This window comes from Paraplanobispora takensis (genome assembly GCF_016863195.1).
Classification (GTDB): Bacteria; Actinomycetota; Actinomycetes; order Streptosporangiales; family Streptosporangiaceae; genus Planobispora; species Planobispora takensis.
The window spans coordinates 14,824-29,303 of sequence record NZ_BOOK01000029.1; the positions used below are offsets into that span (position 1 = coordinate 14,824).

At 72.3% G+C, this 14,480-nt stretch carries 13 protein-coding genes; 8 read left to right on the top strand and 5 right to left on the bottom strand.

Annotated features, from left to right (window positions below; translation table 11 throughout):
• Positions 1-295: 295 nt before the first annotated feature.
• Positions 296-1,729, top strand: coding sequence for a DHA2 family efflux MFS transporter permease subunit (locus tag Pta02_RS18955; RefSeq protein WP_203876197.1), 1,434 nt, complete (start codon positions 296-298; stop codon positions 1,727-1,729).
• Positions 1,730-1,762: 33 nt separating this feature from the next.
• Here the strand turns inward: Pta02_RS18955 and Pta02_RS18960 are convergent, their stop codons facing one another.
• The gene (locus Pta02_RS18960; protein WP_203876198.1) at positions 1,763-2,452 is read right to left on the bottom strand and encodes a hypothetical protein; all 690 of its coding nucleotides are present in this window, start codon (positions 2,450-2,452) and stop codon (positions 1,763-1,765) included.
• A 212-nt stretch (positions 2,453-2,664) separates the two neighbouring features.
• Here Pta02_RS18960 and gdhA point away from each other — a divergent pair, with 212 nt between their 5' ends.
• Complete coding sequence (gdhA, locus tag Pta02_RS18965; RefSeq protein WP_203876199.1) at positions 2,665-4,008, top strand: NADP-specific glutamate dehydrogenase; 1,344 nt, start codon at positions 2,665-2,667, stop codon at positions 4,006-4,008.
• Between the two features lie 37 nt (positions 4,009-4,045).
• Here gdhA and Pta02_RS18970 read toward each other — a convergent pair whose 3' ends face one another.
• The 4 genes from Pta02_RS18970 to abc-f all read right to left on the bottom strand — a co-directional run bounded on the left by Pta02_RS18970 (position 4,046) and on the right by abc-f (position 8,059).
• Positions 4,046-4,993 (bottom strand): phosphotransferase, encoded by a 948-nt coding sequence (locus Pta02_RS18970; protein ID WP_239130902.1) that lies wholly within the window; start codon positions 4,991-4,993, stop codon positions 4,046-4,048.
• 73 nt (positions 4,994-5,066) lie between these two features.
• Positions 5,067-5,429, bottom strand: a complete 363-nt coding sequence (locus Pta02_RS18975) for a DUF2267 domain-containing protein (protein WP_203876200.1) — start codon at positions 5,427-5,429, stop codon at positions 5,067-5,069.
• Between the two features lie 90 nt (positions 5,430-5,519).
• A complete protein-coding gene (locus Pta02_RS18980) occupies positions 5,520-6,404 on the bottom strand; it encodes a Vgb family protein (protein ID WP_239130912.1) in 885 nt (294 codons plus the stop codon).
• Positions 6,401-8,059 carry a ribosomal protection-like ABC-F family protein gene (gene abc-f / locus Pta02_RS18985; RefSeq protein WP_373872401.1) on the bottom strand — a complete coding sequence of 553 codons (1,659 nt, stop codon included), beginning with the start codon at positions 8,057-8,059 and terminating at the stop codon, positions 6,401-6,403. The genes Pta02_RS18980 and abc-f overlap by 4 nt, the downstream gene beginning before the upstream one ends.
• 143 nt (positions 8,060-8,202) lie before the next feature.
• Here abc-f and Pta02_RS18990 point away from each other — a divergent pair, with 143 nt between their 5' ends.
• The 6 genes from Pta02_RS18990 to Pta02_RS19020 all read left to right on the top strand — a co-directional run bounded on the left by Pta02_RS18990 (position 8,203) and on the right by Pta02_RS19020 (position 14,356).
• The gene (locus Pta02_RS18990) at positions 8,203-8,817 is read left to right on the top strand and encodes a TetR/AcrR family transcriptional regulator (protein WP_203876201.1); all 615 of its coding nucleotides are present in this window, start codon (positions 8,203-8,205) and stop codon (positions 8,815-8,817) included.
• A gap of 84 nt (positions 8,818-8,901) precedes the next feature.
• Positions 8,902-9,288: a hypothetical protein gene (locus Pta02_RS18995; protein WP_203876202.1), complete on the top strand. Its 387-nt coding sequence runs from the start codon at positions 8,902-8,904 to the stop codon at positions 9,286-9,288.
• Positions 9,289-9,724: 436 nt separating this feature from the next.
• On the top strand, positions 9,725-9,988 hold the full coding sequence (locus tag Pta02_RS19000) for a hypothetical protein (protein ID WP_203876203.1): 264 nt from the start codon (positions 9,725-9,727) through the stop codon (positions 9,986-9,988).
• Positions 9,989-10,332: 344 nt separating this feature from the next.
• Positions 10,333-12,606: a DUF6421 family protein gene (locus Pta02_RS41290; protein WP_239130914.1), complete on the top strand. Its 2,274-nt coding sequence runs from the start codon at positions 10,333-10,335 to the stop codon at positions 12,604-12,606.
• Positions 12,603-13,241, top strand: coding sequence for an SDR family NAD(P)-dependent oxidoreductase (locus Pta02_RS19015; protein WP_203876204.1), 639 nt, complete (start codon positions 12,603-12,605; stop codon positions 13,239-13,241). Before Pta02_RS41290 ends, Pta02_RS19015 begins: the two co-directional genes overlap by 4 nt.
• A gap of 20 nt (positions 13,242-13,261) precedes the next feature.
• Positions 13,262-14,356, top strand: coding sequence for a threonine aldolase family protein (locus Pta02_RS19020; RefSeq protein ID WP_203876354.1), 1,095 nt, complete (start codon positions 13,262-13,264; stop codon positions 14,354-14,356).
• Positions 14,357-14,480 lie beyond the last annotated feature (124 nt).

A 14,480-nucleotide genomic window follows, 5' to 3' on the forward strand; every position in this document is an offset into this window, starting at 1 on the left:
TCGTCCGCCGCGGGGCGGATCCGGCCTCCCCCTTGCGGGGGTAACCCGGCCCGCCCGCCGTACCCTCCACCAGGCACCGCGCTCATCCGTCCGCCGAGCCGCAGCCCGCCGTACCCTCCGCGGCACGCCGAACGCCGCATGCCGTACACCCGTCGTCCGCCGCCCCCGCTCCGGCCCGGGTGCCGTGAGGCTATGGGCGGTGAGTCCGATGACGGATATAACCGTTGTCGACGGATGTACGGCGGCGGTCTCTGTTGCCGGCGGGAGTCCCGCGGGCTCCGGACGGAGGTGCCCGGTGGACAAGCGCGGCGGTGTTCTGCCCACGCTCCTGATCACCGGGGTCTCGGCGTTCATGGCGTCGATGGACAACCTCGTCGTCACCACCGCGCTGCCCACCATCCGCCAGGATCTCCACGCCTCCCTGGAGAGCCTGGAGTGGACGGTCAACGCCTACACGCTGACGTACGCCATCTTCCTGCTCACCGCCGCGATCCTCGGCGACCGGTTCGGCCGGCGCATGATCTTCACCAGCGGGGTCGCCCTGTTCACCGCCGCGTCGGCCGCCGCCGCCATGGCCCCGGCCGCCGGGGTCCTCATCGCGGCCCGCGCCGTCCAGGGCATCGGGGCGGCGATGATCTTCCCGCTCTCGCTGACCCTCCTGGTCCGGGCGGCCGCACCGGAGCGGCGCGGGGCGGTCATCGCGGCGTTCACCGGGATGAGCGGGCTGGCCATCGCCCTCGGCCCGTGGGTCGGCGGCGTGATCGTCGAGATCGGCGACTGGCACTGGGTGTTCTGGATCAACGTCCCGATCGGGCTGGTCCTCGTCCCGCTGGCCGCCCGCCTCCTGAGCGAGAGCCACGGCCCGTACGGCCGCCTCGACGTCCGGGGCACCCTGCTGGTCACGTCCGGTCTGCTGGGGATCGTCTACGGCATGGTGCGCAGCACGAGCCTGGGCTGGGGAAGCCCGCAGGTGATCGCGCCCATCGCGGCCGGAGTGCTGCTGCTGGCCGGATTCGCCGCCTGGGAGCGCAGGGTGGCCAACCCGGTGGTCCCGCCCCGGCTGTTCCGCCGCCGCGGGTTCACCCTCTCCAGCCTGGTCGGGATGCTCGTGCAGTTCGGCATGTTCGGCGCGATCTTCCTGCTGACCCAGTTCCTCCAGCACGTGCTTGGCTTCTCCCCTCTGGACGCCGGGCTGCGCACCCTGCCGTGGACGGTGATGCCCGTCCTCGTCGCCCCGCTCGCCGGCGCCTTCGGCGACCGGATCGGGGTAAAGCGGCTCATGGTGGCCGCCACGGTCCTGCAGGCGAGCGCGCTGGCCTGGTTCGCGGTGGTCGTCTCCCCGGCCGTCCCCTATCCGGCGCTCCTGCCCGCGATGGTGGTCGCCGGGGCCGGCATGGGGCTGTTCTTCGCGGTCGGCCCGCGCCAGGCGCTGGACTTCGTCGCGGTGGAGGAGGAGGGCGTGGCCGCCGGGGTCAACAGCGCCGGCCGGCAGGTCGGCGTGGTCATGGGCGTGGCCGTGCTGGCCGGGCTGTTCGCCGCGGCCGGCGGCGGATACGGGAGCGGGGAGGAGTTCGTGGCCGGTCTGCGGCCCGCGTTGTGGGCCGGGGCGGGCTTCCTGGCCCTGGCCGCCGGCGCGGCCGTGCTGACCCCGTCAAGGCCGCCGGCCACCGTGCACACGCTCCGCGAGGCGGAGGGCGCCCGGCGGCCGGGTCGTCCCGTCGAGGGGTGAAGGCGTCGGAGATGAGGGCGTCGGGATGAGGGTTCAGACGGTGGCCTCGGTCTTCGGGGCGGCGGTGACGGCGGGGTAGTGGGAGATCCACTCCTCGCGGCTCATCCGGAGCATCTTCACGCCGAGCGAGCCCAGTGCGACCACCGGCATGCCCCAGAGCAGCACGGTCACCGGGCCGTACGGCACCGCCATCGAGCCGCCGTAGCCGATCGCCAGGACCAGCGGGACCCACCAGTGGGCGAAGCCGGACCGCCAGACGCCGATCGCCAGGACCGGCATGCCGAAGATGGCGAAGAAGATCCAGGGCATCTGGAAGCCGAAGACGACGCCGGGCAGGTTCACCATCTCGTCCATGATCCGGGTGGCCTCCTCGGGGCTGTAGTGCTTTCCGAGCCACCACTCCACCGGGTCGGCCATGAGCAGGCCTGAGGCGTTGATGTAGCCGAGGACGACGAGCGGGCCCGCGATGTGGCCGAACACCGTCGCGCGCTTGCGCATCACGTGCAGCAGGGCCAGGGCGGCCAGGGCCATCAGCAGATACGCCCAGTGGTAGAGCACCGACTGGACCTGGGCCAGGACGGGGTTGTCGCCGAAGCTGACCGCCTCGCGGTCGTCGCCCCAGGTGCCGGGGTCGAGGACGACGGCGATCGCCTGGAGGAGCGGGGCGAGGATCAGCAGCACGCCGGAGGCGACGCGCCGGAAGTCGGCCGAGTCTTTGAACATGGCGGTTTCCTTGCTTGTGCGGTGGCCTGAGCTGGCCTCATGCCGAGCAAGGTAGTCAGCGGGACCACCTCGGGTCGTCCGCCGCCGGGCTGACCCGGGATCCCTCTGCGGAGGTAAGAGCCGGTCGCCCCGGGGGTGATGGAGGGGCCGTATGTCCGATCTCATAAGGTCTAGACCACGATTGTGAGATCCGACAATCAGGAAGATTTGTGATGCTGCACGAGAAGCTGTCGTCGATCTACGACAACGTCCTCCACCGCAACCCCGGTGAGATCGAGTTCCACCAGGCCGTCCGCGAGGTGCTGGAGAGCATCGGACCCGTCTTGGCCAAGCATCCGGAGTACGCCGATTCCAAGATCATCGAGCGGATCTGCGAGCCCGAGCGGCAGATCATCTTCCGGGTGCCGTGGGAGGACGACCGCGGCGAGGTGCACATCAACCGGGGCTTCCGGGTCGAGTTCAACAGCGCGCTGGGGCCGTACAAGGGAGGTCTGCGCTTCCACCCCTCGGTCTACCTCGGCATCGTCAAGTTCCTCGGCTTCGAGCAGATCTTCAAGAACAGCCTGACCGGCCTGCCGATCGGCGGCGGCAAGGGCGGCTCGGACTTCGACCCCAAGGGCCGCTCCCAGCGTGAGGTCATGCGCTTCTGCCAGAGCTTCATGACCGAGCTCTACCGTCACATCGGCGAGTACACCGACGTCCCCGCCGGTGACATCGGCGTCGGCGGGCGGGAGGTCGGCTATCTGTTCGGCCAGTACAAGCGCATCACCAACCGCTACGAGTCCGGTGTGATCACCGGCAAGGGCCTCAGCTACGGCGGCGCCCAGGTGCGCACCGAGGCCACCGGGTACGGCTGCGCGTTCTTCGTCGACGAGATGCTCAAGGCCCGCGGCACCTCCTTCGACGGCAAGCGCGTCGTGGTCTCCGGCTCCGGCAACGTCGCCCTCTACACGATCGAGAAGATCCAGCAGCTCGGCGGCGTCGTGGTCGCCTGCTCCGACTCCTCGGGCTACGTCGTCGACGACGCGGGCATCGACCTCGATCTGCTCAAGCAGGTCAAGGATGTCGAGCGGCTCCGGGTGGACGCCTACGCCAAGCGCCGCGGCGGCGAGGCGTCCTTCGTGCCGGGACGGAGCGTCTGGGAGGTGCCCTGCGAGGTGGCGATGCCGTCCGCCACCCAGAACGAGATCACCGGCCGCGACGCCGAGACGTTGGTGCGCGGCGGATGCGTCGCGGTGGGCGAGGGCGCCAACATGCCCACCATGCCGGAGGGCATCCGGATCTTCCAGGAGGCGGGCGTCGCCTTCGGGCCCGGCAAGGCCGCCAACGCCGGAGGCGTGGCCACCAGCGCGCTGGAGATGCAGCAGAACGCCAGCCGCGACTCGTGGAGCTTCGAGTTCTCCGAGCGCCGCCTCCAGGAGATCATGCGCGACATCCACGCCCGCTGCCTGGCGACCGCCGACGAGTACGGCATGCCGGGCGACTACGTGGCCGGAGCCAACATCGACGGCTTCAGGCGGGTCGCCGACGCGATGCTCGCCCTCGGCCTGATCTGAGCCGCCCGATCTGAACGGCCCGACCCGGGCGGGCCGTTCAGGGGGAGACGGCCCGCCGGATGCCTGCCAGCGACGAGGCCAGCAGCCGGGCGCGGCCGGTGGACTCCGCGTAGTCGGCCAGCGCCGCGCACAGGAACACCGCGAGCACGCGCGCGGCCGTCTCCCGCCCGGGGCCGACCGGGCGGCCGTAGGCCGACAGCAGCGCGGCGCGGGCCTGTCCGGAGAACCCGGAGTAGGCCAGGGAGAGGTCGACGGCCGGGTCGGCCAGGCACAGGTCGCCCCAGTCGATGACGCCGCTCGCCCGGCCCTCCGGGCCGACCAGCAGGTGCCGCTGGTGCAGGTCACCGTGGACGATCACCGGAGGGCCGGGCGGCGGCTCGGCCGCCTCGCCCTCGGCGAGGAGACGCTCGACGGCCGGGTCCGGCCGCCACAGGCCCCGCCGGTGGAGTACGGCCAGCCGTTCGCGGGCCATCGGCGCCCGCACGCCCGGGTCGCCCCGGCGCATCGGGTCGACGGGCAGCCCCGCGCCCGCCTCGGCGGCGAGATCCGGGTCGTGCAGAGCGCGCAGGAACGCACCGGCCCCGGCGGCGGCCGTCGTCAGCCCGGCGCCGGACAGGCCGGCCTCGGCCAGCTCCCGGCCGGGGACCAGCTCCGCGCCCCAGAAGGGCCACGGATAGGAGTCGCCGGGCCGTCCGACGCGCGCGGGAACCGGCACCGGCAACGGCAGCCTCGGCGCCAGCGCCGGCAGCATCGAGATCTCGCGCTCCACCCCGGGCAGGGCGATGGCGCGGCGCGGGAAACGGAAGATCCACCGTCCGCCGACGAGATGGACGGTGTTGTCCCAGCCGGTGGCCAGCAGTTCGACCGGCGCGCCGCGCAGATCCGGGAACTGCTCTCCCACCAGCGCGGCCGCCTGGTCCTCCCGCACGACCTCCTCGGGCGCCCACTCCCCGGCGGGAGCGCCGCCCGGACCCTCACTCGTCACACCCGTCACGCTATCGCGCCGGGGAGCGGTGATCGTCCGCCCGCCGGAGCCGCCGGGCCGGAGGCGCGGCGGCTCAGAGGATCTGCGCGTACTCCCCGGGCAGATGGGCCAGCACGTCGTCGAACTCGCCGGGCGTGACCGCCAGGCGCAACGCGGAGAAGACCGCGTGGATGTCCTCCCTGACGTCGACGACGTCACCCGTCGAACGCCGGGCCACCCGCTCGACGAACTCCTCCACGCCGAAGTCCTCGGGCGATCCGCCGGTCAGCAGGGGTTCCCTGAAAGCTTCCGGGAGCTCGGAGGCGAGGTCGTCGGCCTCGTCGGGCGTGAGGCGTTCGGCGAGCGTCTCCAGCGTCGCGACGACGAGGATCTCGGCCTCCTCGTGGGAAAGTCCTGTCTCGTCCGAGATGACGCTGAGAAAATCGTGCTCTTTCACGTGCTTCCTCCTTCTCTGTCCTTATCCAATCCGGAGGGTTGCCCGGTCCCCGCCGGGGACAAACGACGCTTGAAGGAATCCTGGACCGGATCAGGAGGCCACGCTGATCCGGGCGATGACGCCGATCTCCAGCGCCGCCCACACCGCCCCGCCGGGCCCGGCCGCGATGCCGTGCGGCTCGGAGCCCGGGGTCGGCAGCGCGTGCTCCTCGACCAGGCCCCCAGCGGTGATCCGGCCGACGCGCCCGGTGCCCCACGCGGTGAACCAGCAGCCGCCGGAGGCGTCGGCGACGACGGCGTGCGGCCGGGCCCGCCGGTCGGGGAGCGGGAACTCCTCGATCTTCCCGTCGGGCGTGATCCGGCCGATCTGGCCCGCGCCGATCTCGGCGAACCACATCGCGCCGTCCGCCCCGGCCGTGATCCCCACCGGGGCCGCCCCGGCGGTCGGCAGCCGATGGACCGCGACCTCGCCGTCCGGGCCGATCCTGCCGACCGCGTTCGCCGCGTTCATCGTGAACCACATCCCGTCCGCCCCGGCGGCGATCGCGGACGGGAACGCCCCGGAGACGGGCAGGGGGAACTCGGTGACCGCGCCGCCGGTGGTGATCCGGCCGATGCGGTCGACGCCGGTCTCGGTGAACCACAGCGCCCCGTCCGGGCCCGCGGCGATCCCGTACGGCCCGGCCTGCGGGGTCGGCAGGCCGAAGGAGGAGACCTCCCCGCCGATGGTGATCCGGCCGATCCGGTGGTCGCGGTACCGGGTGAACCAGAGCGCGCCGTCGGGACCCGCGGTGATGACGGTCGGCCCGCAGTCCGGGCCGACCGGGTGGGAGGCGAGGTCCCCGGCCGGGGTCATCCGGCCGATCGCGCCCTGGTGGACCAGGGTGAACCACAGGGCTCCGTCGGGACCCGCGGTGATCCCGTACGGCCCCGCCTCGGGACCGGACACGCGGAACTCCTCGATCGATACGGTCAACGCCGTGCTCCTTCCGGCAGGTGGCGGACGATGGGGCGGCCGTCGCGCATCGCCAGCCGGGCGCCGGTGAACCGCCGGCGCAGCGCGCGGTCGTGCGAGACGAGGACGACGGCGCCCTCGTAGAGGTCGAGAGCCTGCTCCAGCTCCTCGGCGAGCGCAGGCGACAGGTGGTTGGTCGGCTCGTCCAGCAGCAGGAGGCCGGCCTCCTCGGTGAGCAGCCGCGCCAGGCCGAGCCGCCGCCGCTGGCCGGTCGAGAGCGCGCCGACCGGCACGTCGAGGATCTCCGGCCGGAACAGCCCCAGGGACAGCAGCCGCGCGCGGTGCTCCCCGGGATACCCGGCCCTGCCCGCGGCGAACGCCTCGGCCACCGACCGCGACGGATCGGCGAAGACGACCTCCTGCGGCAGGTAGCCGATCCGGCCGCGCCGCCGTACGGTCCCCTCCTCGGGTTCGAGGTCCCCGGCCATGACCCGCAGCAGAGTGGACTTGCCCGCGCCGTTGGGGCCGTGGACCAGCAGCCGCTGCCCGGGCTCCACGGTGAGGGACCCGACCGCCAGCCGGTCGCCGACCCGCACGCCGTCCAGCTCGACCAGCGGACGGTCCGGTCCGCCCGCCGTACCGCCGCCGAAGCGGCCTGCGAAGCGGAGCGGCTCGGGCGGGCGGGGCACGGGGTCGGCCCGCAGGTGCCGCAGGCGTTCCTGTGCCTGGCGGACCCGGCCGGCGATCGAGCTCTGCACCCGGCCCGCGTTGCGGTCGTAGGCCATCTTGTTGCCGTCCTTCATGGCCCGGCCGTGGGCGACGCGATGCGCGGTGGTCGCGGCGAACGCCTCGACCCGCCCGACCTCCCGGCACCAGTCGGCGTATGACTGCTCCCATCGCCGCCGGGCCGCCGCGCGTCCGGCCAGGAAGGCGGCGTAACCACCGCCGTGCCGGGTCACCCGGCCCTCCTCGACCTCCAGGATCGAGGTGGCCACCCGCTCCAGGAAGAGCCGGTCGTGCGAGACCACGACCACGATGCCCGGATGCGCGCGCAGCCGGTCCTCCAGCCACAGCGCGGCGGCGTCGTCGAGGTGGTCGGTCGGCTCGTCGAGCAGCAGGATCTCGGGGGAGGCCGCCAGCAGGCAGGCCAGTCCGAGCCGGGCCCGCTCGCCGCCGGACAGGCCCTCCAGCGGGCGGTCGCGGTCGAGGCCGCCGAGCCCGAGGCCGTGCAGGGCCTTGTCGAGGCGGGCGTCCGCCTCGTAGCCGCCGCGCGCCTCGTAGGAGCCGAGCAGCTCGCCGTACTCGGCCAGCCGCTCCTGAAGAGCACCGGGTAGGGCGGCGGGCGCGGAGAGGGCCGCTTCCAGCTCCCGCATCCGGGACTCCATCGCACGCAGCCCGGCCAGAGCCGCGTCGACGGCGTCCTGGACGACGGAACCGGGCAGGGGGGCGGAGGACGGGCCGAGATGGCCGGTCCCGCCGTCGGCGACGACGGTGACCTCGCCGTCGTCGGGTGCTTCGAGGCCGGCGGCCAGCCGCAGCAGGGTGGACTTCCCGCTGCCGTTCTCGCCGACGATCCCGGCGCGCTCGCCGGGCCGGACGGTGAGGGAGACGTGGTCGAGGATCAGGCGGTCGCCGTAGGACTTACAGATGCCCCGCAGGGTCAGCTGAGCAGACAGGGGTGATCTCCGGAGTGAGGTGGGGACGGGTCGTCGCGATGCCGGATGGGAAGCCCATGGCTGCTCACTCCTTCTTAAAGCTACTTAGTTGCGTTAAGATGAGTATGGACGATGAGACCCGACTCGCGCAACCGGAAGTGACCATGACTTCTCCCGGCACCTCTCCCGGAGCCGTACGGCCCGGCGGGCGAACCGCCAAAGTCCGCGAGGCCGTACGCGCGGCCACCCTCGCCGAGCTGGCGGACAAGGGCTTCGACGGCCTGACCGTGGAAGGCGTCGCGCTGCGCTCCGGCGTGCACAAGACCACCGTCTACCGGCGCTGGGGGAGCGTCGAGGGGCTGGCGGCCGACGCGCTCGACCTGGCGAGCGGCGAGCCGTGGCCGGTCCCCGACACCGGTGACGCCGCAGGCGACCTGCGGGAGCTGGCCCGTCTGGTGGTCACCGGCTTCGCCGACCCCGAGACCGGCCCGGTCTCGACCGCCTTCATCTCGGCCGCCGTGCGCAACCCGCCCACGGCCGGGGCGCTGCACGCCTTCTTCGCCGCCCGCCACGAGCAGTCCGCCGTCATCGTCGGGCGCGCGGTGGAGCGGGGGGAGATGCCCGCGGGCACCGACGCCGCCGAGGTGATCAGGACCTGCGTGGCGCCGCTGTACTACCGGCTGTTCATCACGGGCGAGCCGGTCGACGAGGCGGTCGCCGACCGCGCGGCCGCCGCGGCCCTGGCCGCCGCCCGCGCCGGGGTGTTCACGGGCGGGTGAGGCCGGGGCCGCGGTCGGTTCCCGCTTTCACCGGAAAGCGTTCTTGCCGGAAAGCGTTCTTACCGGAAGTCGCCGTCCGTCTGGATGCGGGCGCTCGCGAACGCGTCCGCCGTGCCGTTGTTCTTCGCGCGGACCGAGTGGAATCCGGCCCTCCCGGGATGCGCCGCCGGAACCGCGGCCCTCGGTCCGGTGGAAGGCCGAGTAGTCGTCGGTGAGACCGAGCAGGGGACCGAGGTCGCCGAAGCTCTGCGACGGACCCCGGACGGCGAAGCGGACACCGGGGAACTCCGTGATGCCCGGTGCCGCATCGCCGCCGATTCGCAGGCGTGCGGCGAGCGGATGAAGATGTGCTTCAACGGTTATCCGTCTCTGCTTTTCCCGGACCGCGGGATCGATTTCCCGGTATGCGCGGCAGAGCGTTTTCCGGCGACTGCCATGGCTGGAAAAGGGGAGAGGGATATCAGGGTGTAAAGCGGCGGTCCGCGGTGGCGGTCGTGGGTTCCGGCGGCCCCGCAGGCCCACTCCCCGGGGTGGCCGACCGGGTACTGAGGGTGACCGGGGATATGGGGTCGTCCGGATCTTGGGTTATGACCATTACTTGACGTTCTTTACGCGTTTTTGGCAGGAGGCCATAACCCGGAGCCGAGTCCGCTTTCAGCCGGATTTCTTTGCATTTAGTGCAAAATTTCGGCTTGATTGGTGCTCATGTGAGCCAAGTTTCTGTTTTTTCGGTTGAGAGTCGCAGAGAGAGCCCTAATCTGGGGACGGGAGAGATCCGATCCCGGGAAGATGGGCCGTGGCGTCGTTCGCAGAGCGGCCGACCGGCCCTCGGGAAGAGGTCGCGCACGTGCCCGCCCTGCCGCCCCCCACCGGCCGGCGCCGTTTTTCTTCTCGAGGGAGACCGGATATGAGCGATCGCCGCAACCGGTGTGACGTCTGCGGAGGCGTCCGGCCGGCGCGAGACACCGGCGAGTACACCCGTGAGCGGCTGCGGCTGATCGCGGAGGTCGGGTTCTGTGCCTGCCGCGCCACCGCGACCGCGACCGCCGACGACCGTCCGGCCGTCGAGCCGCAGGCCGCCGAGGCCGCCGGGCGGCAGGAGGTCCCCGTCGCGGCGGAGACCGTCCCGATGAACCGGATCCACGTCCGGGCCGGCAGCGCCTCCGGCTGAGCCGGACGCCCTCTCCCCGCCTCCGGCGTCTCCGGCGTCTCCGGCCGAGCCGTATCTCCGGCTGAGCCGTGCTTCTCACCGGGCCGCGTCCCCGTTGAGCCGTGTCTCCGGTTGAACCGTGCTTCTCACCGGGCCGCGTCTCCGGTTGAGCCGTGTCTCCGGTTGAGCCGTGCCTCCCGCCGGGCCGTACGGCCGTGACGCGGGCGCGGAACATGCCGCCGTCGTCGCCCGCCTGACCGCCGGATCGCACCACCTCCTCAGAGACGGCCATAAGGGCTGTCCACAAAACGGGGCAAGCCGTGTATATTTTCCGGCATTGAGCTGATTCTGAGGGAGGATTTATCGTGAGGGCGTTCCCCCGAGTGCTGTTCGACGAGGCGCACAGCGAGTCCTGGACCATCCGGCGGGACACGGCCGAGACGATGAATCCGGGTCACCCCGACGACAACAGCTACGCCCGCGCCGCCGAGCTGCTGCGCCGCCTGGGCCACACCGTCGAGGCGCACACCGAGGGTCCCGTCACCCCGGCCGTGCTGGCCGCCGCCGACGCCTTCGTGATCGCCCACCCGTCGGCCGGCCGCTGGGAGCGCACCACCGGCCTGGGCAGCCCGGTCTTCTCGGCCGAGGAGCTGGACGCCATCGATGACTACGTGACCAACGGAGGCGGTCTCGTCGTCCTGGCCGAGTACGAGCAGGACAAGTACGGCAACAACCTCGCCGAGCTGCTGGCCCGCTTCGGGGCCGGCGTCGAGCACGCCACCGTCCAGGACCCCCGGAACGCGCACAACGGCGTGCCCTCCTGGGTCCTGGGCGTGGCGGGGGAGGGCGGCGAGGAGGACCTGCTGGCCGGGGCCCGCCGGGCGTGCTTCTACCGCACGGGAGTGCTCACCGCCCCCGAGGGCGCGGACGTGCTGTTCTCCACCTCCCCGACCGCCGACCCCGCGGGCCGCCCGCTGGCGGTGGCCGTACGGCACGGTGCGGGACGGGTCGTGGCGCTGGCCGACTCCGACCTGTTCGGCGACGACTCGATCGCCGACTACGACCACGCCGCCCTGTGGGGCAACCTCATCACCTGGGTCTCCCGCATCCCAGCAAAGACCACGTCGGGCGATAAGTCCGACATGTCCGGCGCGACCGCGCCGGACATGTCGAGGAACGGGGTGTCGAGGAACGGGGTGTCGGGGAACGGAGCCTCGGGGAACGGGGTGGCAGCGAACGGTGCGGCGGGTGTCTCCGCGGCTGCGGAGGGTGCCTCCGGAGGGGCCGCCGCCGACCTCCTCCAGGATGAGGGGCGCTCGTTGTTCGGGCGGCTCAAGGACGCGGTCGAGCGGCTCAAGCCGCTGCAGGCCAAGGACGGCTCGATCGAGGGCGACCGGGACGAGGCCGTCGCGCTGATCTCCGAGATCGTCGGGCACGTCACGGCCCTCGCGCCGCGCTTCCCGCACGACGCGGCCTACCTCGCCGCGGTCGTGGCCGACTTCCGCAAGTGGGTCGAGCAGGGGCTGGGCGTGCCGGACTTCCTCGACTCGCTCGACGCCTTCCACCCCGACACCCAGCGGGTCGACGGCCTGGAGCACCTCGTCGTCTTCCCGATGTACACCCAGAACGGCAGCACCTCCCGGCACGTCGAGGCCGTGTGGATCCGGACCGTCTGGCCCGAGTGGCTGGCCGAACTGGAGCGCACCCGCTACGACAACCCGATGTTCGTGCCGATCGCCTTCGAGGACTTCACCTCCGGCTACGACACCAACTCCGCCGTGCTCTTCCCTGAGACCGTCGCGGTCCGCCAGACCCCGGCCCGCTTCACCTGGGGCGGGATCTTCTGCGACCGCGAGGCCGCCCGCTTCCGCAAGGTCAGCCGGGCCGCCGCGGAGACGCTGAAGCTGGCGCTGCCGCCGGACGCCGCCCGCCTGCTGCAGTCGCAGGAGCTGGCCCAGGACACCTTCGTGCTCTGGGACCTGGTGCACGACCGCACCCACAGCCACGGCGACCTGCCGTTCGACCCGTTCATGATCAAGCAGCGGATGCCGTACTGGCTCTACTCCCTGGAGGAGCTGCGCTGCGACCTGACCGCGTTCGGGGAGGCCGTGAAGCTGGAGGCGGAGGGCGTGCCGCACGCCCGCTACGTCCAGTACGCGATCCTGTTCGACCGGCTCTTCCGCTTCCCGATCACCGGTGACCGGGTCCGCAACTACGACGGCCTCGGCGGCCAGCTGCTCTTCGCCTACCTGCACCGCAACGACGTCGTACGGTGGACCGACAACCGCCTCAGCGTCGACTGGGCCCGGCTCGCCGGCTGCGTGGCCGATCTGCGCGGCGAGGTGGAGAAGCTCTACCGCGACGGCATCGACCGCTCCAAGCTCGCCCACTGGCTGGCCGCGCACGAGCTCGTCGCGGCCTACGTCGAGCCGCACCCGGCCTCGGTCTGGGCCAGGGGCGTGGACGCCCTCCCGGTCGAGGACCCGCGGGGGCCCGGGGGTCGTCCCCCGGCGGGCAACAGCCCGAAGGCCGTGGTGGACGCGGTGCTGCCCGACGAGTTCCCGCTGAGCATGTTCTACGAGGCCCTGCGCCGTAAGCTCGGCGAGGTCGTCGACTCCACGAAGGGGATCCGAGCATGATCATTCTTGTTGCCGGCGCGGCCGGTCCCGCGGGCCGGGCGGTCGTCCGGCGCTTCGCGGACAAGGGGCACACCGTCATCGGCCTCGACAAGTCCGGCGCCGACGGAAGCCTTCCCGTCGATCTCCTCGACTTCGACGCGGTGAAGAAGCTCGCCGCCGACGTCGAGGCCGAGCACGGCCGCGTGGACGGCATCGTGCACCTGGTCGGCGGCTGGCGCGGGTCGAAGACCTTCGCCGAGACGAAGCTGGAGGACTGGGCGCTCCTGCACGACCTGCTGGTGCGCACCCTACAGCACCTCACCCTCGCCTTCGAGCCCCTGCTCAAGGCGAGCGAGCGCGGCCGGTTCGCGATCGTCTCCGCCAAGGCCGCCGAGAGGCCCACCCAGGGCAACGCGGCGTACGGCACCGCCAAGGCCGCCGCCGAGGCGTGGACGCTGGCCTTCGCCGACGCCCTGGAGGGCACCGGGGCCACCGCCAACATCCTGGTCGTCAAGGCGCTGGTGCACGAGGCCATGCGCGCGGCCGACCCCGACAAGAAGTTCCCCGGCTTCACCGACGTCGACGACCTCGCGGCGGCGATCGAGGGCCTGTGGGACACCGACGCCAACGGCACCCGAATGGATCTCACGCAGTGACGGAAGCAGTACCCGCAGCCGTGACCGGCGGGACCGGTCTCCCCGCCGGTCCGACCGACGCGGTCCGCAGGCACGACCCGGCGGTCAAGGGCTTCGCCAGCGACAACTACGCCGGAGTCCACCCGGAGATCCTCGCCGCGATCGCGCTCGCCAACGGCGGTCACCAGAGCGCCTACGGCGACGACGTCTACACCGAGGCGCTCCAGGACGTCTTCCGCCGGCACTTCGGCCCGGCCGCCGAGGCCTGGCCGGTCTTCAACGGCACCGGCGCCAACGTGGTCGCGCTGCGCGCGATGACCGCCCACTGGGAGGCCGTGGTCTGCGCCGAGTCGGCGCACATCCACACCGACGAGGGCGGCGCCCCCGAGCGCACGGCCGGGCTCAAGCTGCTGCCCGTGGCCACCCCGGACGGCAAGCTCACCCCCGAGCTGATCGACCGGCAGGCCTGGGGCTTCGGCGACGAGCACCGCGCCCAGCCCAAGGTCGTCTCGATCACGCAGACGACCGAGCTGGGCACGCTGTACACGCCCGAGGAGATCGCGGCGATCTGCGAGCACGCCCACGGCCTGGGCATGCTCGTCCACCTCGACGGCGCCCGGGCCGCCAACGCCGCCGCCGCGCTGGACGTGCCGCTGCGCGCGTTCACCACCGACGCGGGCGTGGACGTGCTGTCCTTCGGCGGCACCAAGGCCGGGCTGATGTTCGGCGAGGCCGTCGTCGTGCTCAACCCCGACACCGTGCGCGGCCTGCGTTACCTGCGCAAGAGCGCGATGCAGCTGGCCTCCAAGATGCGCTTCGTCTCGGTGCAGTTCGAGGCGCTGCTCGCCGGGGACCTGTGGCTGCGCAACGCCCGCAACGCCAACGCGATGGCGCTGCGGCTGGCCGAGGCGGTCCGCGGCATCCCGGGCGTGCAGGTCCCGCGCCCGGTGCAGGCCAACGCGGTCTTCGCGATCCTGCCGCGGGACGTCACCGAGCGGCTGCAGAAGCGCTTGCGCTTCTACACCTGGAACGAGGCCACCGGCGAGGTCCGCTGGATGACCGCGTTCGACACCACCGAGGCCGACGTCGACGCCTTCGCCGCCGCCGTGGCCGAGGAGATACAATCCCCCGCATGAGCCACCGCAGTCCGGGTCTGTGGCGGGCCGCCTCCCGGCGGACCCGCTAGCCAGCCCAGCCTGCGCACAGAAAACGGCCGCCGTTCACCGGCGGCCTTTTTCTTTTCCCCGTGGCCGGCGGTCC

Excerpts from the sequence above, each read along its gene's own strand:
- Pta02_RS18960 (WP_203876198.1), bottom strand. The coding sequence starts at position 2,452 with ATGTTCAAAGACTCGGCCGACTTCCGGCGCGTCGCCTCCGGCGTGCTG.
- gdhA (WP_203876199.1), top strand. The coding sequence starts at position 2,665 with ATGCTGCACGAGAAGCTGTCGTCGATCTACGACAACGTCCTCCACCGC.
- Pta02_RS18990 (WP_203876201.1), top strand. The coding sequence starts at position 8,203 with ATGACTTCTCCCGGCACCTCTCCCGGAGCCGTACGGCCCGGCGGGCGA.
- Pta02_RS18995 (WP_203876202.1), top strand. The coding sequence starts at position 8,902 with ATGCGGGCGCTCGCGAACGCGTCCGCCGTGCCGTTGTTCTTCGCGCGG.
- Pta02_RS19000 (WP_203876203.1), top strand. The coding sequence starts at position 9,725 with ATGAGCGATCGCCGCAACCGGTGTGACGTCTGCGGAGGCGTCCGGCCG.
- Pta02_RS19015 (WP_203876204.1), top strand. The coding sequence starts at position 12,603 with ATGATCATTCTTGTTGCCGGCGCGGCCGGTCCCGCGGGCCGGGCGGTC.